This is a genomic window from Pseudoduganella sp. RAF19 (assembly GCF_052114165.1).
GTDB lineage: Bacteria > Pseudomonadota > Gammaproteobacteria > Burkholderiales > Burkholderiaceae_D > Rugamonas.
The window spans coordinates 496,764-518,356 of the sequence record NZ_JBFREF010000003.1 but is presented as its reverse complement, the minus strand read 5'-3'; the positions used below and the strand labels follow the sequence as shown (position 1 = coordinate 518,356).

The window sequence follows — 21,593 nt, the reverse complement described above, 5'->3', positions numbered from 1 at the left end:
AATAAGCCAGCCACTCCCCTGACGGGGCGCCAGCCCTCAACACGTCAGAACGGAGAAAACGTTGAAAAGCATTCAGAGCCGCAAGCACAGCGCGGCAGCACAGCCCCTGCTCACGCAATCCCTGATCGCCATGGCGGCCATTGGCATGCCTGCCGCCGCGCAGGCGCAAAGCAGCGAAAAGACCATGGCCGAAGTGCAGGTCCAGGCCAGCGCCGATGCGCCATACAAGGCCGAGAAATCATCCTCGCCAAAACTGACCCAGCCGCTGGTGGATACGCCACAGACGGTGTCCGTCATCAAGAAGGAAGTGATCCAGGAACAGGGCGCGACGTCCATCGTGGAAGCGCTGCGCAATACGCCAGGCATCACGCTGCAGCTGGGCGAGAACGGTTCCACCAGCGCCGGCGACACTTTCCAGATGCGCGGCTTCAGCGCGCAGGGCTCGCTGTTCGTGGACGGCATTCGCGACCTGGGCGCCATCACGCGCGACGCTTTCAACATCGAGCAGATCGAAGTAGCGAAAGGTCCGGCCGGCGCCGACATCGGCCGCGGTGCGGCAGGCGGCTACATCAACCTGGTAAGCAAGCTGCCGACGCGGGAAGAAATGATCGCCGCCACTGCCAGCTACAACACCGGCAACAACAAGCGCGTGACCGCCGATATCAACCGCAATTTCGGCAGTAGCGGCGCCTTCCGCCTGAACGCAATGGCGCAGGACGGTGGCCAGCCCGGCCGCAAGGTGATCGACAACCAGAGCCACGCCATCGCGCCATCGATCGCCTGGGGCCTTGGCACACCGACCCGTTTTTACCTGTTCTCGCAGCACGTCCGCCAGGACAATACGCCGGATGGCGGCATCCCGACGGTGGGACTGGAAGGCTTCTACAACGCCAGCGCCGCCCTGCGCAACGCACCGCGCGTGGACCGCAACACCTGGTACGGCTACAGCACCGACTACGAGAAGGCCGATGCTGACATGGTCACCGCCAGGATCGAGCACGAGCTGGCGCCGAACACCACGCTGACCAATACCACGCGCTGGGGCCGTTCCAAGATGGACCGCATCCTCACCGGCATCAACACGCTGACCGCGACCGGCGCGCCAGAAACCTGGACCGTCTCCCGTTCCCGCCAAAGCGTGCTGCAGGAGAACCGCATCCGTGCCAACACCACCAATATCGTCAGCGAAATCGGCGCGCACACCATTTCCGCCGGTCTGGAGCTGCTGAGCGAGGAACAGATTTCACCTGCCCGCACGGGCCTTGGCAGCCCGGTCGCCCCGGCCACCACCCTGGTCGCCAACCTCTATCACCCGAATCCGAACGACACGCTCAGCGCCTACAACCCGCAGCTGACCGGCGCCTTCACGCAAGGCCAGACTGACACGGTCGCAGGCTATATCTTCGACGCCTGGAAGCTCACGCCGCAGTGGCAATTCACCGGCGGCGTGCGCGCCGAGCATTACAGCACCGAGTCGAATGCCGCTACACTGACCGGCACTTCACTGATCGGCAGCCGCATCGAAAAATCGGACAACCTATACAGCTTCAAGGCGGGCGCGCTGTATAAGCCGGCAGAGAATGGCAGCATCTACCTGGCCTGGGCCAATTCGCAAACGCCGCCGGGCAGCGCCAACTTCTCCCTGAGCGCCGCGGCCGGCAATATCAACGGTCCCGGCATGGCCCCGCAAAAGACCACCAACGTCGAACTGGGCACAAAGTGGGATGTACTGGAAAAACGCCTGGCGCTGACCGCCGCGCTGTACCGCACCGAGAACAAGAACGAGATCACGCAGCTGGACGCGGCCACCAACACCTACTCGCAATTAGGCAAACGCCGCGTAGAAGGCGTGGAACTGGGTGCGGTGGGCCAGCTGACCAGCAACTGGCAAATCATCGCGGGTCTGGCGACCATGGACACCAAGATCATCGAAGGCACGACCGGCAATAATGCCGCCGGTGCAGCAACACGCTGGTCGCCTGATCTGAGCGCCACGCTGTGGACCAGCTGGCAGCCCACCGGCCAGCTGACCATTGCCGGCGGCGCGCGTTACCTGTCCAGGCAAAAGCGGGTGATCGATCCGAGCGTCGACATCGCTCTGCAGAACCTGCCGGCGATTCCGTCCTACGCGGTGGCGGACGCGATGGTGCGCTACAAGCTGAACAAGAATGTCGATCTGCAGTTGAATGTCTACAACCTGTTCGACAAGCTCTACATCAGCACGCTCAACAATAGCGGCGCGCGTGCCGCGCTGGGTGCTCCGCGCTCGGCACAGCTGAGTGTGAGTGTGATGTTCTAAGGAGGGGCAGGCGGGCCCGTCGGCCCGCCTTACTTTCTTACACGCCGGAACTGGCTTCCGGTCCGGGCGCACCACCTTCGCTGCCGAGTTCGCCGCCTTGCCGTGAACCCTGGCCGGTGCTTTGCCGGTTGCCTGGAAGTGGACGGTCAGCCCGGCGTACCTGGCCTTCCGGAACAGTGGTGTTGCTGATCTCGGGATGCCCGGTATCCACCAGCACGAAGGTTTGCTGGCTGTCGGTATCCTTGTTTGCTTTATCAGGCCGGGTCATATGGCCTCCTGCTTTACTGCCGTGTCACCTGAACCGTTAGCTCAGCTATTGTCGCCGCCTTGCTGGCTGCCGGGATTGCTGGCCGGGTTGACCTGATTGGTCTGTTCAGCCTTGTTTGCGCTGCCGCGCGCTCCGCTCTGGCGGTTGCCATCGTTTTTGTGGCTCATACTGCCTGCACGACGCGCCTCTTCGGACGTGAACTCGTGCGCAGTGCCCTTCTCGTGTGCCGCGCGGCCGCCTTCCGAGGCGATCTCACGCTGCCGCTGCGGGTCCATCGATGCAAAGCCGCGAGCGCTTTGCTTGTTGCCACCTGCATTGCCCTCTTTGCCACCTCGATTCCCGCCTTGGTTTGATGAAGCCATGATCCTTCTCCCTGAACATGAATTCCATTTAAAAAAATACTCCCTGCCCAACCGCTTAACCGACCAGCGACGATCAATTTTTTCAGATCACGATCGGGCAAGAAGAGCGCTCATGTTAGTTCAAGCACTGTACAGGTAATATAGGACGTTCACAGCTACAAATGTAGGATATCGCCTACCAAATTTCGATTGGGAAAATTAATCCATCGGCGACGAGATAGACCCGATCAGTGGCAAGCGGAATTAAAGCGTGCCCGCCAGTAAAGGCTCCGTACGAAGGCAGTATTGCGCGACGTTCACCGAGCATGAAGCATGGCAAGCGTACCGATTCGCGTCTTGTGTTCAGGTGATAGACCGGGTGCACATGCCCTGCGATCACATATTTTTCCGACGCTAAATCAGGGTGATGGCACAGCGCGAATGGGCCGCATTCGAAAGGCTCATCGACCATCGCGATACGCAGCAGTTCCGACGGGTCGCCAGCGTGGTGGTCATGATTGCCGCGCACCAGCAGCAGTTCCAGTTCAGCATGACGTTCACGCCATTGCAGCATCGCCTGTAAAGTGGCCGGCGCCTGCGCCGCCTTCGCATGCAGGAAGTCGCCGAGGAAGATGATGCGCCTGATGGCGTAGGCCGCAAGCAGCGCATCGAGTCCTGAAATATTTTCACTCGTTGTCCCACGCGGGACTGGAACGCCTAATGCGCGGAAGCTGGCGGCCTTGCCGAAGTGGATGTCCGCCACCATCAGCGTACGTTCGCGTGGCCAGTACAGGGCTTTCTCCGGCAGCAGCAAGACTTGTTCGCCGGCGATTTCGGTGGCACAGGCATTCATGGACCGGCCGCTTTCTCCAGCTCGCGCAGCATACGCGCGACGCGGTCGGAGAGTTTTTCCGTCGTCAGTTTTTCGCGGAAGCGCTCGACCATCAATGCGAAGCCGAACGGCGTGGCGCGCCGCACGCCGTGGAAGCTGATCACGCGCCGCTGCAATTCCTCCAGCGTGGTGCGCAGGCGCTTCAGTTCCAGTTCCTGCTCCAGCACTTCGCGCTGGGCCTGAGTCAGCAGCAGATTGCCTGCATCGTGCTTGCGGAAGACTTCGAAGAACAGCGCCGACGATGCCTGCAACTGGCGGTTGCTCTTCGGCTGGCCGGGATAGCCCTGGAAAATCAGCCCGGCAATACGCGCGATTTCACGGAAGCGGCGTTGCGACAACTCGGTCGCGTTCAGACTGGCCAGCACATCTTCCAGCAAATGTCCGGTGGTGAAAGGACCGCCGTCCATGAACATTTCGCGCCACGGCAGCTCTTCCGGCGACAGCAGCTCGAAGCCATAGTCGTTGACGGCAATCGAGAACGTCGCCGGATGCGCGCGGCCGATGCGGTAAGCCAGCAGTGAGGCAAGCCCGATATGCACCGAGCGTCCGGCAAAGGGATAGATGAACAGGTGATGGCCTTCGCGGCTGTCCAGCGCCTCAATCACCGTCGTGCCGGGCGTGGGCAGCGCCGACCAGCGCTTCTGGATTTCGAGTAGCGGTTTGATGGCCTGCATTTCCGGCCCGTCGTAATGCCCCGCCGTGGCGCGGCGCATTTGCTCCATGGCGGCGTGCGCCAGCTCGGACGACAGGGGCATTTTGCCGCCCTGCCAGCGCGGCACGGCTCCTTTTGCACCCGTCGCGCGGCGCACGAAAGCGGTCATCTCGTGCACGCGCACGAATTCCAGTATGCGGCCGCCGAACAGGAAATGATCGCCCTTGCTCAGCCGCGAGATGAAGCCTTCCTCCACTGTGCCCAGCGTGGCGCCGTTCATATACTTCACCTGAATGGTCGCTTCGGACACGATGGTGCCGATGCCCATGCGGTGACGGCGCGCAATCGCCGCATCCGGCACGCGGTAGACGCCTTCTTCGTCCGGCAGCACGCGGCGGTATTCGGGATAGGCGATCAGGCTTTGTCCGCCGCGCGCGACGAAGTCCAGCGCCCATTGCCATTCTTCCTGCGTCAGGTAGCGGTAAGACCAGGCGGTGCGCACCTCTTCGTACAGTTCCTCGCTGCGGAAACCGCCGCCGAGCGCGATGGTGACGAGGTGCTGCACCAGCACGTCCAGCGGTTTCTCAGGCACGGGACGCGGTTCGATGTGGCGCTCGCGCACGGCTTCGATGGCGCCGGCGGCTTCCAGCAGTTCCAGGCTGTGCGTGGGGACCAGCGTGACGCGCGAGGCGCGTCCTGGGGCATGGCCCGAGCGCCCGGCGCGCTGCAGCAGGCGCGCGATGCCTTTGGCGCTACCAATTTGCAGCACGCGCTCTACCGGCAAGAAGTCGACGCCGAGATCGAGGCTCGATGTGCAGACCACGGCTTTCAGGCTGCCCCGCTTCAGGCCTTGTTCGACCCATTCGCGCACTTCCTTGTCCAGCGAGCCATGATGCAGAGCGATCAGGCCGGCCCATTCCGGCTTGGCGTCCAGCAGGTTCTGGTACCAGAGTTCGGCCTGCGATCTGGTATTGCAGAACACCAGCGTTGTTGAGTGCTGTTCGACTTCGTTCGCCACCGGTAGGAGCATCTGCATGCCGAGGTGGCCGGCCCAAGGGAAGCGCGAGGGATGGTCGGGGATCAGCGTGTCGACCATGAGGTCCTTGCGCAAGTGGCCTTCGATGATCGTGCCCTGCTCGCCGGTCAGCACGTCGCGCGCCTGCTGCAGATTGCCCAGCGTGGCCGAGAGTCCCCACACGGTGGTTTGCGGCCGCCATTTCCTCAGCCGTGCCAGCGCCAACTGCGTTTGCACGCCGCGCTTGTTGCCCATCAATTCATGCCATTCGTCGACGACCACCATGTCCAGCTGCGCGAAGTGCTCGCGGGCGTCGGGGCGGGTCAGCAGGACTGTCAGGCTTTCCGGGGTGGTCACCAGGGCCGGCGGCAGATGACGCGCTTGCCGCGCGCGCGTGGCGGAGTCGGTGTCGCCAGTGCGCGCTTCGATCTGCCAGGCGGGGCGCAGTTCGGATGCTGAGTCTTGCAGGGCGCGCAGCGTGTCGGCGGCGAGGGCACGCATGGGCGTGATCCACAACACGCGCAGGCCGGGTTTGCGGCTCGACTGCGCGCGCTGCAAGGCGGCGAACCAGACAGCCAGCGTCTTGCCGGAGCCCGTTGTCGCATGCAGCAGTCCGGACTCGCCTTTCGCCGCAGCGGCCCACACCGCGTGTTGGAACGGAAACACGCTCCAGCCGCGCGCCGCAAACCAGGCTTCCACCGCCTCCCGCCCCGGCGCCGCGTCATCCATCACCGTCCGCCCGCCCCCAGCCGCGCAGCCCGATGCAGACGCCCCTCCTGCGGCCACGCCGTGCGGCGCGTCGGCGGAGCCAGGCTGGGGGGCTGTGGGGGCTGGGGATTGGGGGCGGCGCGATGGGAGGGGGCGCGGGCGGGGGAAGGAGGGGCTCATGGCGACGGCGGCGACAGCAGGCTGCGGAGCGCGTCGAGGGTATCGGCGTCGTCGATGGACTTGTCATCACGCCGGCGCAGAATGCGCGGGAAGCGCACGGCAATGCCGGACTTATGGCGCGGCGACAAAGCAATCCCCTCAAAGCCAATCTCGAACACCATGGTCGGCCGCACGCTGCGCACTGGTCCGAAGCGCTCGATGGTCGTGCGGCGTATGGCGTTGTCCACCTGTGCTATCTCCGCATCCGTCAATCCTGAATAAGCTTTGGCAAACGGCACCAGCTGCCGCTCGCCATTCCCATTGCTGTCCCACACCGCGAAAGTATAGTCCGTGTACAAGGACGCCCGCCGGCCATGCCCCGCCTGCGCATACACCAGCACCGCATCCACACTATAGGGATCGATTTTCCACTTCCACCAGGTGCCGACATCCTTGGTCCGTCCCACGCCATACTGCGCGCCGCCAGCCTTGAGCATCATGCCCTCGACGCCGCGCGTGCGCGATTCCTCGCGGATCTCCGCCAGCTCCGCCCAGCTGCCGGCATGCACCAGCGGGGAAATGCGCAATTGCGGCAAGCCCGCCTGCGCCACCAGCGTTTCGAGCAAGGCACGGCGCTCGCGCTGCGGCAGCTGCCGTACATCGACGCCATCCAGTTCCAGTACATCGTAGGCCACCAGCACGGCCGGAAGCTCCGCCAACAGCTTGGCGCCCAGCGTCTTGCGTCCGATACGCTTCTGCAGCGCCGCGAACGGCGCGGGTGCATCGCCGGACGGCCACACCAGAATCTCGCCATCGATCACCGTGCCTTCCGGCAGACGCATCGACACCAGCTCCGGGAAGCGCTCGGTGATCAGCTCTTCGCCGCGCGACCACAGCCAGTTCGCGCCGCCGCGCGACACCAGCTGCGCGCGCATGCCATCGTATTTCCACTCCACCTGCCAGCCATGCAGATCGCCCAGCGTTTCCGGCGGCGCCTGCAAGGGATGCGCCAGGAAGAAGGGGTACGGCTGCCCTCCCCGCTCCGCATGTTCCGCCGCGGACGGCGCTGCTATCAGTTGCAGGAAGCCCTTGGCCGTCGGATTCACGCTGCCATCCGTCCATCCCATCAAGCGCTGCGCAATCAGCTTGCTGTCCACCGCTGCAATCGTGCTCAAGGCCCGCGTTACCAGCAGCTTCGAGACGCCAACGCGGAAGCCGCCGCCAATCAGCTTCACCAGCAGGAAGCGCTCGCGCGTCTCCAGCTCTTCCCAATAGCGGAACAGCGCCGCACGGATATCCTCCGGCGGCGCACCGCGCAACGGCGCAATGCGCTGCTCGATCCATTCCGCCAGACCCAGATCGCTGCGATGCTTCGGCTCGGGCAGGATATGCGCAATCGTCTCAGCCAGATCGCCTACCGCGTTGTAGCACTCGTCGAACAGCCACTCCTCTAGTCCTGCATACTCGGTCGCATACTGGCGCAGCAGCTTGACCGGCACCGCCTGGCGTGGCTTGCCGCCGGCCAGGAAGTACACCGCCCACGCGGCATTCTCCGGCGAGGCGCTGGCGAAATACGCGCGCAGCGCTTCCAGCTTGCGGTTGGTCGCCGTGGTTTCATCCAGCTCGGCATACAGGCGGGCGAACTCACGCATCGGAGACCTCCTCCGCCTCCTCGTCACCGTATTCGGTATCGAAGGATTTGGCGTCGAAGCCGTTCTCGCACAGCCAGCGCACCAGCACGGGAATCGAACCATGGGTGACCACCACCCGTTCGGCGCCGGTGGCGCGAATCGCTTGCATCAAGCCCGGCCAGTCGGCGTGATCGGACAGCACGAAGCCGCGATCCACGCCACGCCGGCGGCGCGCGCCGCGCAGCTGCATCCAGCCGCTGGCGAAAGCATCGCTGAAATCGCCGAAGCGCCGTGCCCATGGCGAACCGCCAGCGGACGGCGGCGCAATCACCATCGCCCGCCGCAGCGCAGCCTTGTCCACATCGCCCACCATCACCGTCGGCGGCAGCGCCACACCCGCTTCGCGATAAACCTGATTCAGCGGTTCCGCCGCGCCGTGGCAGACAATTGGACCAATCGACGGATCAAGCCCGCTCAGGATGCGCTGTGCCTTGCCGAACGGGTAGCACAGCATCATGCTGGCGCGCCCTTCCTCCGCATTGCGCCGCCACCAGGCATTCATGTCATTGAAGATGTCCTGCTGCGGCTCCCAGCGGTAAATCGGCAGGCCGAAGGTGGACTCGGTAATGAAGCAATCGCAGCGCACCGGCTCGAAAGGCGTGCAGGTCGCATCCGGTTCGATCTTGTAGTCGCCGGAGGCCACCCACACCTCGCCCTGATATTCCATGCGCACCTGGGCCGATCCCAGCACGTGTCCTGCGGGATGCAGCGAGATGTGCACGCCGTTGTGCACCACCTGCACGCCGTAATCGAGGCCCTGGATCGTGACATCGCCAAGGCGCGAACGCAGGATGCCGACGCCTGGCGCCGCCGTCAGATAGTGGCCATTGCCCGGCCGCGCGTGGTCGATGTGGCCGTGCGTGATCACAGCGCGTTCCACCGGCCGCCAGGGGTCGATGTAGAACTGGCCGGGGACGCAATACAGCCCCTCCTTACGGACAATAACCATTTCTGCCATGCCAGGCTCCCAACTTTTTGGGGACATTGTAGCGAAGCATCCGGCGCGCGTTCTGTCCCTTAACGCACAGAGTCAATCGTTGGCGGTGACTTACAGTTATCGCATACACCGCAGCGCTCAATGCCTGCCGTGTCGTCACCGAAGTAATCGAGCAGCAGCTTCCAGCGGCAGCGGGCGCTCTGCGCATAAGACACCATGAGTTCCAGCGCCTCGCGGTCGCGTTCGGACTTGTGCTGGTATTGCGCGGCCAGCCGGTCGTAGTCGCTGGCGCGCGCTTCACGGTTCGTCAGCAGGAATTCCAGACGGCGGTTCTGGCGTAGCAAGCCCCCATCCTTCAACAGCTTCAAGGCCACTTGCAGACGCTTGTCGCGGCGCGCCGGCAGTGCTTGCGCAGACACCGCCTCATGCGCCGCGCGCAGCGCTGCCGAATCCGGATAATGCTTTGCGAGGAAGAACTGCTGCACGCGCTTGTCGTCGTGGAAGTAAAGCAGCGTGCAATCGGCTACTTCGCCGTCGCGGCCCGCGCGGCCGGACTCCTGATAGTAGGCTTCCAGGCTGGCCGGGACTTGCAGGTGAATCACGAAGCGCACGTCCGGCTTGTCGATGCCCATGCCGAAAGCATTGGTCGCCACCATCACGCGCCGCTCGCCCGCCATGAACAATTCCTGATTCAGCTTGCGCTCCGCCGCATGCAGGCGGCCATGATACAGCGTCGCGCTCTCACCCGCCTCTTCCAGCATGGGCAGCAGTTCCTCGGCAGCCTTCACAGTGGATGTATAGATGATGCCGCAACCTTCCGCTTCGCGCACCAGGCGCAAGGCTTCCGATGTACGCTCGTCCGGATTGGTGACCTGCTTCACCGCGTAATGCAGATTGGGCCGATAGATGCCGGTGTTAATCACCTGCATATCGTGCGTGCCAAGCTGCTGCTGGATATCGGCCACCACATCCTCGGTCGCGGTCGCCGTCAGCGCCAGCACAGGCGGGCGCTCCAGCGCGCGCAAGGCTGCGCCGACTTCCAGATAGGCGGGACGGAAGTCGTGGCCCCATTGTGAGATGCAGTGCGCCTCGTCGACCACCAGCAGCGCGATCCTGGTGTCCTTCAGCAGCGCGAGGAACTCCTGCGTGGCCAGCCGCTCCGGCGTGCAGAACACGATGTCGCTCTGGCTGCGGCGCACGCTGTCCAGCGCTTCCAATTCCTCTGCGGCCGTCAGGCTGCTATTCAGCTGGGCGGCGGCGATGCCGATTTCCTCCAGCTTTTCCAGCTGGTCCTTCATCAGCGAAATCAGGGGCGACACGACCACGGTGGTGCCGTCCAGCAGCGAGGCAGGAATCTGATAGCACAGCGACTTGCCGCTGCCGGTCGGCATGACGGCAAGCGTGTCGCGTCCCGCCAGCACACTATCGATCACGCGCTGCTGGCCGCTCCGCAGCTGGTCTACGCCAAATACATTGCGCAGCAGGCCGCGGATCAGCTGCGTGCGCGTCTGGCCCTTAATTGATTTTCCCATGCTGGCACTGTAGGCCACCGGGGATGCGCACGTTATCGGACGGCGGCTGCCATCGCCGTAGGATTAATGCTCAGCAGGAGGGTTGAGCGCAGCTTCCAGCTCGGCCAGTTCATAAGGCTTGCGTAGCATGCTGGCTGGGAATTCCAGTTGATCAAGGGCTTCCTTGCCGTAGCCGGTCGAGAAGATCACGCGCAGCGGCTGCTGCGTCAGCGCGCGCCGCGCCAGTTCGATGCCGGAAATGCCCGGCAGGCTGACGTCAGTGAACAGGATATCGAAGTGCTGCTGCGCGATCAGCTCCAGCGCGGCCTCGCCATTGCCAACACCAGTCACCGTATGGCCCAGCATGCCGATCAGCTCGCAGACCATCTGCAGGGAATCGGGATTATCTTCCACCACCAGGATGCGCATCGATGCCTCACGCGCGGCGATATCTGTCGCTGTCATTGCCGGCGCTTCGGGCATCGTGCGCTGATCCAGCACTTGCCGCAGCTTGCGTGCCAGCTCGTCGCGCTGATAGGGTTTGCTTAACAATTCCAGGCCTTCGTCGAGGCGGCCGCCATGCACGATGGCGTTCTGCGGATAGCCGGATGTGAACAGCACCGCCAATTCCGGCCGCAGCTCGCAGGCGATGCGCGCCAGATCAGGGCTGCGCACGGAACCGGGCATGACCACATCGGTGAACAGCAGGTCGATCGGCGTCGTCCCGTGCAGGATACGCAAGGCCTCCTCGCCGTTCTGCGCCTGCAGCACGCGGTAGCCCAGCGTGCAGAGCATGTCATACACCACGGCGCGCACGCCCGGATCGTCTTCCACCACGAGGATGGTTTCCGTGCCGCCGGTCACCGGGCTGCTCAGGTCGTGCACGGTGTTCTCTTCTTCATTCATCATGGAACGGGGCAAATAGATTTTGACACTCGTTCCCTGTCCAGGTTCACTATAAATCTTGATGTGGCCGCGGCTTTGCTTGACGAAGCCATACGCCATCGACAGGCCCAGTCCGGTGCCCTCGCCTTCCGGCTTCGTCGTGAAGAAAGGCTCGAAGGCGCGCTCCACCACTTCCGGCGACATGCCGCAGCCGGTGTCCGTCACGGCCAGCATCACGTAAGGGCCGGACGGCACGTCGACCAAGCGGTTGACGTAGTATTCGTCCAGCACGGCATTGCCCAGCTCAATGGTCAGGCGGCCCGTACCGCCCATGGCATCGCGCGCATTGATGGCCAGGTTCAGGACGACCGCCTCGATTTGCGCCGGGTCCACCAGCGTATTCCACAAGCCGCTGCCGACCACGGTGACCAGTTCCACCGCTTCGCCGATGGCATTACGCAGCAGCTCCTCCATCTCGCCGACCAGGCGGCCCAGATCGGTCACCACCGGGCGCAGCGGCTGGCGCCGCGCAAACGCCAGCAGCTGGCTGGACAGCTTGGCGCCGCGGTCCACTGCATCCTGCGCCATCTCCACGCGGCGCCGCGCGACATCGTTGTTCCGCATCTGCATTTGCAGCATTTGCAGATTGCCGGCGATGATCTGCAGAACGTTGTTGAAATCGTGCGCCACGCCTCCCGTGAGCTGGCCCACCGCTTCCATCTTCTGCGACTGGCGCATGGCTTCTTCGGCTTTGCCGCGCTCGGCAATTTCGCGGCCTACGCGTTCTTCCAGCGTATCGTTCAGCTCGCGCAGCGCGACTTCGACGCGGCGGCGCTCGGTGATGTCGGTCTTCACGGCGATCAGTGCCAGCGGACGGCCCTGCTCATCATCCAGCCTGCTCATGCTGGACGAGACCCAGACCCAGTCGCCATCCGGCCGGTAGTAGCGCTTCTCCAGCGTGAACGGCACGCCGGTCTTCAGCAGCTGTTCGACCCGCGCGCGGTTCTCCGCCATGTCATCCGGGTGAATCAGGTCGTCCATGTGCAGGCCGAGCAGGTCGGGTTCGCTGCGCCCCAGCATCTGGCACAGTGCATCGTTGACGCGGGCGAAGCGGCCATCCAGCGTCAGTTCGGACAGGCCCACCGAGGCTTGCGCGAAGATGCCTGCAAAGCGGTCCTGGCTATTCAGCAGCGCCTGTTCGAAGGCGCGCCGCTCGTTCAGCAGGGCGCTGTCGGCACGCAGACGGCGCTCTTCCATCACGCGCGAGGTAACCTCCAGCACGGTGCACAGCACGCCGCCGACGCTGCCGTCGTCCTGGTACACCGGCGTGTAAGCCAGATCGAACCAGATCTCTTCCGGATGACCGTTGCGCATCAAGGTCAGCGCAACGTTATTGTGCTGGCGTATCTCGCCGCCCAGGCCGGCGGTCAGCATTTCGCGGTTCCAGTCCCAGATCTCGGGCCAGATCTCGGGCACGGTGCCGCCCAAAGCCCGGGGATGGCGCGCGCCGGCAATCGCGATATAGCCATCGTTGTAGATCATGGTATGCGATGGCCCCCACATCAGCACCATGGCGATGGGCGTGTTCAGGACCAGGTCAACCGTGTTGCGCAAGGCGGGACTCCAGCACGACATGGGACCGATGGCTGTCGCGCTCCAATCCAGCGCCCGCACCAGAGTGCCGGTGACGGCGCCGCCGTGCGGCTGCCAGCCAGTCGCCGGGTTATCGCCGCGTGCCGGTGCCATATTCATGATGCTTTCACCGCTGCCCGCCGCGGCAGCGTAATGGTAAATGTCGTGATGCCACGTTCCTCGTCGGTCGCGACCGCCATGTCGCCGCCATGCGCTTTGACGAACATGCAGGCGGTGTACAGTCCGAGTCCCAGGCCCTGCCCTGCCTTGCGCGCTTCGCGGCCATGCTGGAAGGGTTCGAAGATGCCAGGCAGGCGCTCCGCTGCGATGGCGCCGTGGTTGCTGACCTGGAGCACGATATAGGTGGCGTCGGTGCCATCCACTTGCAGGCGTACCAGGTGTTCCGGCGCACCATGCTGCAAGGCGTTGCCCAGCATTTGCGACATGACTTGTGTGAAGACGGCGGCATCGACCCAGGCGGTTGTGTCGCCGTGGCTGTCGACACTGGTGCGCTGCATTTCGCCCGCCAGCAGGCGGCAGATGGCCGACAGGTCATGCTCGCCCCGGCTCAGTTGCAGATCGCCCTTGCGGATGCGCGCCAGGTCCAGCAACTGGTCCACCATCTGGCCCATGCGCTTGGCGCTGCTCTGGATGCGCTGGGCGGTTACCGCGACTTTTGGATGGTCGGTCATCATCGGCAGCAGCATGGCGCCGTTCATCACCACCGACAGCGGCGTGCGCAAATCATGGCCCAGCACGGCGGTGAACTTTTCGTTGAGGTCGAGCGCGCGCTGCAGTTCTTCGAGACGCGAGGCCAGTTGCTTGCGCTGCTGGTACAGCTCAACAAACATATTCACCTTGCTGCGTAAGACTTGCGCGTCGACAGGCTTGAACAGAAAGTCGACGGCGCCCGCCTCGTAACCGCGGAAACTGAAGCCCGCCTCCGGTGCGGCAGCGGTCAGAAAGATCAGCGGTGTACCGCGGGTGCGCTCGCTGCCGCGTATCAGCTCGGCCAGTTCGAAGCCGTTCATGTCGGGCATGCGCACATCGATCAGGGCCAGGGCAACGTCGTGCTGCAGCAGCAGCTCCAGCGCTTCGTTGCCGCAGCCGGCCTTCAGCACGGACACGCCTTCCCGCGCCAGCAGGGCTTCCGTGGCAATCAGGTTCTGGGCAGTGTCGTCGACGACGAGGATGTAAACTGGCGCGCTCATGAGGTGCCACATGCTATCAGTAATTAACGTTTTTACAGCGCCCGTTTTAAAAATATAATGATGCCTCTGGCACTGCAAGGCCCTCCAATACAGGGTAAACTGCTCGATTCAAACCATCAATTAGCAACGCATTATGACTTTCACTCTCAGCGACACCGCTTACTCCGCCGATACGCCGGAAGCCAAGCAGACCATGTACGCCGACCTGCGCTCCCAGCTGAGCGGCCTGGTGCACGGCGAAAGCGACTGGATCGCCAACACGGCCAACGCCAGTTCCCTGGTGTTCAACTCGATGCCGGGCCTGAACTGGGCGGGCTTCTATTTCATGCAGGGTCCGGATGAGCTGGTGCTCGGCCCGTTCCAGGGCAAGCCGGCCTGCATTCGTATCAAGAAGGGCCGCGGTGTGTGCGGCACCACCGTGGAGAAGCGCGAAACCATCCTGGTGCCGGACGTGCACGCCTTCCCTGGACACATCGCCTGCGACGCCAACTCGCGCTCCGAGCTGGTGGTGCCGATCTTTGCCCGGAACGGCGATGTAATCGGCGTGTTCGATCTCGACAGCCCGCTGCCGAACCGCTTCGACGCGGTCGACGCGGAAGGCATCCAGTCCCTGGTCCGCATCCTCGAACAAACCCTCGCCTGATCTGCCTCAAATCTCCCGCCTGTCCAGTTTGACAGGCGGGCCTGCCGCTTCCTAGCCTGTCGTTTTGGAGGCTAGCCATGAACGACCTCACCCACCCGCCCGCCTACCCAGACGACTTCCCCGCGCCGGCCACGGCGCGCAAGGTGTAGACACTCGCCCTGCGCAAGGCAGCGCATGAGACTGGGCTGCCGGCAACGGCTTTCGCGGCCGCGCTGCCGTACACGGTAGAGGAAATCCTAGACCAGGAGGGCGTTGCTCATTGAGCGCGCTTCGTCGGCCGCTTCGTCGATGAGGGCGGAGATCGAGGGGTAGTCCTGCAGATACTGCGCCACGGCGGCGGTGCGGGACAGGTGGTGGTCGTCGGAGTGGGGCATGGGCGACAGCACCGGGCACAGGTGCTTGGCCAGCAGCAGAGTGTCGCGCAGGCCCTGCGGCGGGATGCTGACGGCGCCGCCGCGCAGCGTCACAATCGCCGCGAGCACCTGCTCCGGCACCTTGAGCTTCTTGAGAATCTCGCGCGACACGATCTCCTGCGCCGCGCCCATCCACTCTTCCGGATCGTCCAGCAAACCGGGAAACGCATCGGCCTGCGCCAGCAGATAAAAGCCGCCCGTTTCGTGCAGGATGCCCGCAAACAGGGCCGTGTCCGGATCGCTGTACGTGATGCGCTGGGCGATCAGATAGGACAGCGCCGCCACGTGGGCCGAATACTTCCACAGCTGGTCCGCCCGCGCGCGCAGCAGCGGGTCGCGGATGCGCGAACCGAACTGGCGCACCACCATGGCCGCCGCCAGCGTGTACAGATTGCGATAGCCCAGCCGCAGTACGGCGGCGCGGGCGCTGGTCACCTCCGGTCCGCGGGCGCGGAACACGGCGGAATTGGCCAGCGCCACGGCGCGGGCCGCGAGCACCGGCTCGGCCAGCACGCGGCGTACCACCTCTTCGTCATGCGTATCCGGATCGGAAACGGCAAGCTGCAGAGACAGCGCCGCGTTGACGCTGGTGGGAAAGACCAGCTCCCCGCGCTGGGCTTCGGAAATGATGGCGGCAAAGTCTTTGAGCTTCTCCATGCAAAAATTATACTGTTGCTACGACCTTAAGTGCAGGTCTGCCTAATTTCGCGTGCGCCGGCCCCGCCAAAGCCGGGCGCATATCGCGCGCGCCATCCTCATCCAGCGTGAACACGCTGATCGACTTCACCAGCATTTGCGCCTGTTCCTGCAGGCTCGCCGAGGCGGCAGCGGTCTGCTCGACCAGTGCCGCGTTCTGCTGAGTGGTGTCGTCCATTTGCGTCACCGCCATGTTCACCTGCTCGATGCCCATGCCTTGCTCTTTGGAAGCGATGGCGATCTCGGACATGATGTGCGTGATGCCCTGCACGCTCTTGAGCACTTCCTCCATCGCCGCACCGGCCTGTCCCGCCAGCTTGTTGCCGGTTTCGACGCGCTCGACGCTGTGGGTGATGAGGTCCTTGATTTCCTTCGCTGCCGCCGCCGAACGCTGGGCCAGATTGCGCACTTCGGCGGCCACCACGGCAAAGCCGCGGCCCTGTTCACCGGCGCGCGCCGCTTCCACCGCCGCATTCAGCGCCAGAATATTGGTCTGGAAGGCGATACCGTCGATGACGGCGATGATGTCCACGATCTTGCGCGAGCTATCGTTGATCTGGCCCATGGTGTTCACCACCTGGCTCACCACTTCGCCGCCGCGCGCCGCCACGCCGGACGCGCCCTGCACCAGCTCGTTGGCCTGGCGCGCATTGTCGGCATTCTGCTTGACGGTCGAGGTCAGCTCCTCCATCGACGACGCCGTTTCCTCCAGACTCGAAGCCTGCGCCTCCAGCCGCGCCGACACATCCGCATTGCCGCTGGCGATGTCGCGGCTGGCCGCGTTGATATTGTCGATGCTGATGCGCACGTCGGACACGATGCTGCGCAGGCTACCGCTCATGGCCTTCAGGGCGCGCAGCATCTGGCCCACTTCATTGGGCGGGCCGACGTCGAAATCGCCCGCCAGTTTGCCCTGGGCCACCCGCTCGGCCACGCCGATGGCATTCGCCAGCGGCACCGTCACCGAGCGCGCGATCAGCACACTGATCCAGCCGGCCAGCGCCAGCAGGCCAACCAGGGAGCCGATCATCATCCAGCGCTGCTGGTAGAAGTGCTGGATCTTCTCATCCAGCATGGCCTGCAATTCCCTGGCCGCTGCCGCGTTCAGCGCGAACTGGCGATCGATCGCCGCGGTCGAAATCGCGACGTACTGTTCCCCCGAATAAGTCAGTGCTTCGGGTTTGATGATTTGTTCCTGCGCCAGCGAGGTCACGTTGTGCGCCGCTTCGGACACTTCGCGCATGCCGCCACCCAGTTTGCTTTCGATGTCAGGATTGGCTGCGGCAGCCTTGCCGAACGCAGTCGTGGTCTGGTCGAGGCGATCGCCGACGCGGCCAACGATCGCGTTCAGCACCTGGCGATCCGTTACGCTGGCTTCCTTCTTCGCCAGCAGGCCGGCGCCTTTGGCGCGCGTCTTGCCGACTTCTTCGGTCAGATACGGCAGCTGGTAGAACATGGCCTGGATCAGCTGGTAACTGTCCTTGTCGGGATCGAGGCTGAGGCCGTAGGCGTCGCCGATCAGGTCATTGGTCTTGAGCAGTTTGGGCACCAGGGCCGTGTGGGCGGTATAGCTTTCCGGCACGCTGATGCGGCCACCGGCCACGCCGTCGCGCAGCGTTTCCCAGTCGCGTTTGGCGGAGGCGAAGGCTTCGCTGATGGCTGGATCACGCAAGGCCGCAACCAGCTTTTCCAGCTCGGCGTAGGCGGCATCCGCTTCCTGCTGCTTGGCGCGGCGCGGCTCCTGTGCGGACTGGATGCCGCCCAGCACCAGGGCGGACAAGCCCCGATGCTGCTGCGTCAGCTGCACCACTTTCAGTCCCGTCAGCACGGCCGGCATGCCGGTGCGTTCGCCTTCGTAGGCATCCAGCACCTTGCCCGCTTCGCGCATATACAGCGTGGCGGGTATGACTGCCAGCACCAGCGCCAGCACACCGAGAATAAGGAATTTGTGACCCAGGCGCAGATGGCCAAGAAGGGAGGTGAGCATCATTTCGGACCCCGCATAGTTGAGTTAGCTCGCGATTTGATGATAGGCCCGAAAATCGCCAAATTGTGACAATTTGTGAGAATTACCACGAAATAGTCTTGCCGTCCTGCCATGTCTGTTGCGTCGGCGCGAACAGACGGCGTATATTCAGACCAATGAAGATCCTGTATTTCGTGCTGTGCTTGCTGTGGTTTCCGCTCGTCAACGCAGAGACTGTCACCGTGTACACCAGTGCCAATTTCGCCCCTTTGATGGTCAATGGGAGCGGCGGCATTTATCCCGATCTGGTCGACTATCTGAACCATCAGCAGCTGGGCACCTTGCATTTCCAGCTAACTTATCTGCCTCGCAAGCGTCTCCAGATGCGGCTGGAAGAAGGCAGTCTGGATGGCATCGTGATCGGCATGATGCCGCAGTGGATGAACGATGTCTCGCAAAAGAAATACCTGTGGACGCCGCCGTTTGCCGTGGACCACTTCGTGCTCGTGTCGCGGGTAGAGAATCCGGTGAACCCGAACGACGGCGGTCTGACGGGCAAGTCGATCGGCCTGACACTGGGCTACGTCTACCCCAACATCGACAACTGGATTCTCCAGCACGGCCTGCAGCGCGCCGATGCGCTGAGCGAAGAAATCAATCTGGAAAAGCTGCGGCTGGGCCGCGTGGATTGCGTGGCGGTGGCCGAGTCGGTGGCGCGCTACTACATGAAGCTGCACGCACTGGCCGGCAAATTCTTGCTGATCGAGCTGCCTGGACGCCAGGTGGAACGGCGCTTCCTGATCCCGCATGGCAAAGAGGCCGTATTCGATCAGCTCATGCCCGCCTTGCGCAAGCTGCGCGACGATCCTGGCTGGCAGCAAGCCGTCGGCAAATATCAGTAGCGCGCAGGCGCCGCCTCCAGCAGCGCGACAAGCTGTGCGCCCAGTTGCGCCAGCAGCACGCGCATGCCTTCCCTGCCCTCACGCAGCGCCGTGGTGCGATGCCCACGCCGGTGCGCGACAAGCTGGGACGCCTGCAACTGCACGGCCTGCGTCAGCGCGCGCGTCGCCACCAGCACTTGCAGGCAGGCCAGCGCGGCCGGTACTTCCGGCGGCTGGTCTACCGCACCATCCAGATAGTCCGACAGCCGGCGCGCCCAGGCGCGATACTCGACCTGCGCCGCCAGCAACGGCAAGGCATCCTGCGCCAGCGGCAGCACTGCCGCCAATCCGGGCGCGGGCCGCCAATGCGCCACCCATGCGGGCATGTCCTGCGCCGGCATGGGACGTGCGATGCCATAGCCTTGCGCCAGCCGGCAACCCAGTTGCAGCAGCATGCGCGCATGCGCTTCGCTTTCCACGCCTTCCGCTATGGGCTCGCGATGGAATGCAGAAGCGAGGCCCAGTACGCCCTGCAGAATGGCCAGGTCGTCCGGATCTTCCAGCATATTGCGCACAAAGCTCTGGTCGATCTTGATCTGCGCCGCGGGCAGGCGCTTCAGATATAGCAAGGAGGAATAGCCGGTGCCGAAATCGTCCAGCGCGAAAGACACGCCCAGCGCCGCGCAATCGCTGATGACGCGCGAGACATGGGCGATGTCTTCCAGTGCACTGGTTTCCAGCACTTCCAGCTTCAGGCGCGAAGGCGCCACGTGCGGATGCGCATCCAGCATCGCCTTCAGGCGCGGCACGAAGTCGGGCTGCTGCAATTGCCAGCTGCCGATATTCACGCTGCTGACGATGTGCAGGCCTGCATCCTGCCAGCGCTCCTGCTGGCGCAAGGCCTCGCCCAGCACCCACTCGCCCACTTGCACGGCCAAAGGATCATCCTCGATCAGCGGCAGGAACTCGGCGGGACTGAGCAAGCCGCGCTGTGGATGCAGCCAGCGGATCAGGGCCTCAGCTGCCATGACGCGGCCCTGGCGCAGATCCACAATCGGCTGGTAGTACAGGACGAATTCCCCGTCCGCCAAGGCGCGCCGGATGCCGTCCAGCTGTTCGTTGCGATTGATGGTGCTGCGCTGCTGCTCGGCGTCGAAGATGTGGAAGCGGTTCTTGCCCGCCAGCTTGGCTTCATACATGGCCTGATCGGCCTGGCGCATCAACTGGTCCGCATCGACTTCGCTGTTCTGAGGGTACAGCGCCACGCCGATGCTGGCCGAGACTTGCAGCAGCCTGCCATCGATGGTTACGGGCCGCGCGCAGGCGTCCAGCAGGCGTGCCAGAAACGGCAGGCAGGCGCCGCCCTCCGGCAGGTCCTGCAGCACGGCGACGAATTCATCGCCGCCCAGGCGGCCCACGGTATCGCTGTCGCGCACCGACTGTTTCATGCGCTGCGCCACGGCGATCAACAGCTCGTCGCCGTACTCGTGGCCCTGCACGTCGTTGACAGTCTTGAAGCCATCCAGATCAAGGTAGACCACGGCCAGCGTACTGCCGTTGCGCTGCGACAGCGCCAGTGCCTGATGCAGACGGTCGGCCAGCAGGCGGCGGTTGGGCAAACCAGTGAGTGCGTCATAATTCGCGATGCGTTCCAGCTCGCGTTCGTGTTCTTTCTGGCGCGTGATGTCGGAGAACAGGCCGACATAATGTTCGACTTCGCCGCGCTGATTACGGATGGCCGTGATGGTCAGCAGTTCGGCGTACACCTCGCCGGATTTGCGGCGGTTCCAGACCTCGCCCTGCCAGTAGCCCTGCTCGCGCAGGCGCTGCCACATCGCGGCATAGAATTCGCGCGGCTGGCGTCCCGATTGCAGCATGCTGGGATTGCGGCCGCGTACCTCGTCTGCCGTGTAGCCCGCGATGCGAGTAAAGGCTTCGTTGGTGTTGACGATGGTGCCGGCAGGATCGGTGATGATGATCCCTTCACGCACATTGTCGAACACACTCGCTGCCAGCAGCAGCTTCTCGCCCGCCGCGGCGCGCTCGATGGCGCCGCCGATCCAGCGGCCCAGCAGCGATATGAATTCGTCATCGCCCTCGTCGAAGCTGCGCGCGAATGGCGCCACCGCGCCAAAACTGAGTACGCCCCACGGCGCGCCTGCCACTTCAATGCGTACGCCGATATAGGCATGCAGCGCAAGATCGACGCAGCTGTGCAGCAGACCGCCGGTGCCGGCGGCCGCCCTTGCCGTGAAAGGTACGGCGCTGCGGAACGCAGTGGCGCAGCAGCTGTCGCCCAAGGCACGCATCCGGCCCGGCGATGTGATCCCTGGCGGCAGCCAGGCAACCGGCGTGGCATGCTCACCTTCCACGCGCGACAGCGTCCCGACCGGCAAGCCAAGCAGACGGGCGCCGATCGCCAGCGCGCCGTGCATCTGATCGCCGAAGCCCTGGAAGGCGATGGCGGAAATCTCGTTCATCGCATGCAGGCTGGCCAGCTGACGCATGCCAAGCGCCTCGCTGCTGGGACGCGCCAGCAGCAGCCCGCCAGGCAACGCGCACACCTGGCAGGGACGCTCGGAAGAATCCTGGCTGCGCAAGCGTAGTTCGGCGAAGAAGGGACGGCCAGCCGAGAGTTCGGCGGTCAGGGCCAGCCAGTCTTCGGCAGCAAAGCATAGTGCTGCTTCGGGGCCAGCCAATGCAATCGCGGCAGGATTGGCGCCGACGGTGCGCCATGCTGCATCGAGCTCCCATACCGCGATATTCGAGTTCTGCACATTCATCCGCCGATTC

15 protein-coding genes are annotated in these 21,593 nt (G+C 64.0%); 3 read left to right on the top strand and 12 right to left on the bottom strand.

The genetic code is table 11. The annotated features are described in order from the left end of the window. Positions 1-61 precede the first annotated feature (61 nt). Positions 62-2,299 (top strand): catecholate siderophore receptor Fiu, encoded by a 2,238-nt coding sequence (locus AB4Z19_RS10220; protein WP_442035196.1) that lies wholly within the window; start codon positions 62-64, stop codon positions 2,297-2,299. Positions 2,300-2,336: 37 nt separating this feature from the next. On the opposite strand, the gene AB4Z19_RS10215 is transcribed toward AB4Z19_RS10220, so the two are convergent. The 9 genes from AB4Z19_RS10215 to AB4Z19_RS10175 all read right to left on the bottom strand — a co-directional run bounded on the left by AB4Z19_RS10215 (position 2,337) and on the right by AB4Z19_RS10175 (position 14,201). Next, positions 2,337-2,567, bottom strand: coding sequence for a hypothetical protein (locus AB4Z19_RS10215; protein WP_442026811.1), 231 nt, complete (start codon positions 2,565-2,567; stop codon positions 2,337-2,339). 41 nt (positions 2,568-2,608) lie between these two features. After that, complete coding sequence (locus AB4Z19_RS10210) at positions 2,609-2,929, bottom strand: KGG domain-containing protein (protein WP_442026813.1); 321 nt, start codon at positions 2,927-2,929, stop codon at positions 2,609-2,611. Between the two features lie 175 nt (positions 2,930-3,104). After that, entirely contained in the window at positions 3,105-3,761 is a 657-nt protein-coding gene (gene pdeM / locus AB4Z19_RS10205; RefSeq protein WP_442026815.1) for a ligase-associated DNA damage response endonuclease PdeM, read from the bottom strand. Further along, entirely contained in the window at positions 3,758-6,196 is a 2,439-nt protein-coding gene (locus AB4Z19_RS10200; protein ID WP_442035195.1) for a ligase-associated DNA damage response DEXH box helicase, read from the bottom strand. Before AB4Z19_RS10200 ends, pdeM begins: the two co-directional genes overlap by 4 nt. A gap of 155 nt (positions 6,197-6,351) precedes the next feature. Then, entirely contained in the window at positions 6,352-7,986 is a 1,635-nt protein-coding gene (locus tag AB4Z19_RS10195) for an ATP-dependent DNA ligase (protein WP_442035194.1), read from the bottom strand. After that, positions 7,979-8,983, bottom strand: coding sequence for a ligase-associated DNA damage response exonuclease (locus tag AB4Z19_RS10190; RefSeq protein WP_442028480.1), 1,005 nt, complete (start codon positions 8,981-8,983; stop codon positions 7,979-7,981). The genes AB4Z19_RS10195 and AB4Z19_RS10190 overlap by 8 nt, the downstream gene beginning before the upstream one ends. 59 nt (positions 8,984-9,042) lie before the next feature. Next, complete coding sequence (locus AB4Z19_RS10185; RefSeq protein ID WP_442035193.1) at positions 9,043-10,494, bottom strand: RecQ family ATP-dependent DNA helicase; 1,452 nt, start codon at positions 10,492-10,494, stop codon at positions 9,043-9,045. Between the two features lie 63 nt (positions 10,495-10,557). Then, positions 10,558-13,110, bottom strand: a complete 2,553-nt coding sequence (locus AB4Z19_RS10180; protein ID WP_442035192.1) for a PAS domain S-box protein — start codon at positions 13,108-13,110, stop codon at positions 10,558-10,560. After that, complete coding sequence (locus tag AB4Z19_RS10175) at positions 13,107-14,201, bottom strand: hybrid sensor histidine kinase/response regulator (RefSeq protein ID WP_442029892.1); 1,095 nt, start codon at positions 14,199-14,201, stop codon at positions 13,107-13,109. The genes AB4Z19_RS10180 and AB4Z19_RS10175 overlap by 4 nt, the downstream gene beginning before the upstream one ends. Before the next feature lie 133 nt (positions 14,202-14,334). Here AB4Z19_RS10175 and AB4Z19_RS10170 point away from each other — a divergent pair, with 133 nt between their 5' ends. Continuing rightward, positions 14,335-14,844 (top strand): GAF domain-containing protein, encoded by a 510-nt coding sequence (locus AB4Z19_RS10170; protein WP_442025201.1) that lies wholly within the window; start codon positions 14,335-14,337, stop codon positions 14,842-14,844. Between the two features lie 236 nt (positions 14,845-15,080). Here the strand turns inward: AB4Z19_RS10170 and AB4Z19_RS10165 are convergent, their stop codons facing one another. Both AB4Z19_RS10165 and AB4Z19_RS10160 read right to left on the bottom strand, forming a co-directional pair. Further along, positions 15,081-15,914 carry an HDOD domain-containing protein gene (locus tag AB4Z19_RS10165; protein ID WP_442025199.1) on the bottom strand — a complete coding sequence of 278 codons (834 nt, stop codon included), beginning with the start codon at positions 15,912-15,914 and terminating at the stop codon, positions 15,081-15,083. A gap of 7 nt (positions 15,915-15,921) precedes the next feature. Next, positions 15,922-17,943: a methyl-accepting chemotaxis protein gene (locus AB4Z19_RS10160; RefSeq protein WP_442025197.1), complete on the bottom strand. Its 2,022-nt coding sequence runs from the start codon at positions 17,941-17,943 to the stop codon at positions 15,922-15,924. A 152-nt stretch (positions 17,944-18,095) separates the two neighbouring features. Between AB4Z19_RS10160 and AB4Z19_RS10155 the strand changes: the two genes are divergently transcribed. Then, a complete protein-coding gene (locus tag AB4Z19_RS10155; protein WP_442025195.1) occupies positions 18,096-18,821 on the top strand; it encodes a substrate-binding periplasmic protein in 726 nt (241 codons plus the stop codon). Here AB4Z19_RS10155 and AB4Z19_RS10150 read toward each other — a convergent pair. After that, positions 18,815-21,583, bottom strand: a complete 2,769-nt coding sequence (locus AB4Z19_RS10150) for a putative bifunctional diguanylate cyclase/phosphodiesterase (protein ID WP_442025193.1) — start codon at positions 21,581-21,583, stop codon at positions 18,815-18,817. The genes AB4Z19_RS10155 and AB4Z19_RS10150 overlap by 7 nt on opposite strands. Positions 21,584-21,593 lie beyond the last annotated feature (10 nt).

What these genes read in the sequence shown, in the direction of transcription:
- AB4Z19_RS10215 (WP_442026811.1), bottom strand. Translation starts at nt 2,567, where the DNA reads ATGACCCGGCCTGATAAAGCAAACAAGGATACCGACAGCCAGCAAACC.
- AB4Z19_RS10210 (WP_442026813.1), bottom strand. Translation starts at nt 2,929, where the DNA reads ATGGCTTCATCAAACCAAGGCGGGAATCGAGGTGGCAAAGAGGGCAAT.
- pdeM (WP_442026815.1), bottom strand. Translation starts at nt 3,761, where the DNA reads ATGAATGCCTGTGCCACCGAAATCGCCGGCGAACAAGTCTTGCTGCTG.
- AB4Z19_RS10200 (WP_442035195.1), bottom strand. Translation starts at nt 6,196, where the DNA reads ATGGATGACGCGGCGCCGGGGCGGGAGGCGGTGGAAGCCTGGTTTGCG.
- AB4Z19_RS10195 (WP_442035194.1), bottom strand. Translation starts at nt 7,986, where the DNA reads ATGCGTGAGTTCGCCCGCCTGTATGCCGAGCTGGATGAAACCACGGCG.
- AB4Z19_RS10190 (WP_442028480.1), bottom strand. Translation starts at nt 8,983, where the DNA reads ATGGCAGAAATGGTTATTGTCCGTAAGGAGGGGCTGTATTGCGTCCCC.
- AB4Z19_RS10185 (WP_442035193.1), bottom strand. Translation starts at nt 10,494, where the DNA reads ATGGGAAAATCAATTAAGGGCCAGACGCGCACGCAGCTGATCCGCGGC.
- AB4Z19_RS10180 (WP_442035192.1), bottom strand. Translation starts at nt 13,110, where the DNA reads ATGAATATGGCACCGGCACGCGGCGATAACCCGGCGACTGGCTGGCAG.
- AB4Z19_RS10175 (WP_442029892.1), bottom strand. Translation starts at nt 14,201, where the DNA reads ATGAGCGCGCCAGTTTACATCCTCGTCGTCGACGACACTGCCCAGAAC.
- AB4Z19_RS10170 (WP_442025201.1), top strand. Translation starts at nt 14,335, where the DNA reads ATGACTTTCACTCTCAGCGACACCGCTTACTCCGCCGATACGCCGGAA.
- AB4Z19_RS10165 (WP_442025199.1), bottom strand. Translation starts at nt 15,914, where the DNA reads ATGGAGAAGCTCAAAGACTTTGCCGCCATCATTTCCGAAGCCCAGCGC.
- AB4Z19_RS10160 (WP_442025197.1), bottom strand. Translation starts at nt 17,943, where the DNA reads ATGATGCTCACCTCCCTTCTTGGCCATCTGCGCCTGGGTCACAAATTC.
- AB4Z19_RS10155 (WP_442025195.1), top strand. Translation starts at nt 18,096, where the DNA reads ATGAAGATCCTGTATTTCGTGCTGTGCTTGCTGTGGTTTCCGCTCGTC.
- AB4Z19_RS10150 (WP_442025193.1), bottom strand. Translation starts at nt 21,583, where the DNA reads ATGAATGTGCAGAACTCGAATATCGCGGTATGGGAGCTCGATGCAGCA.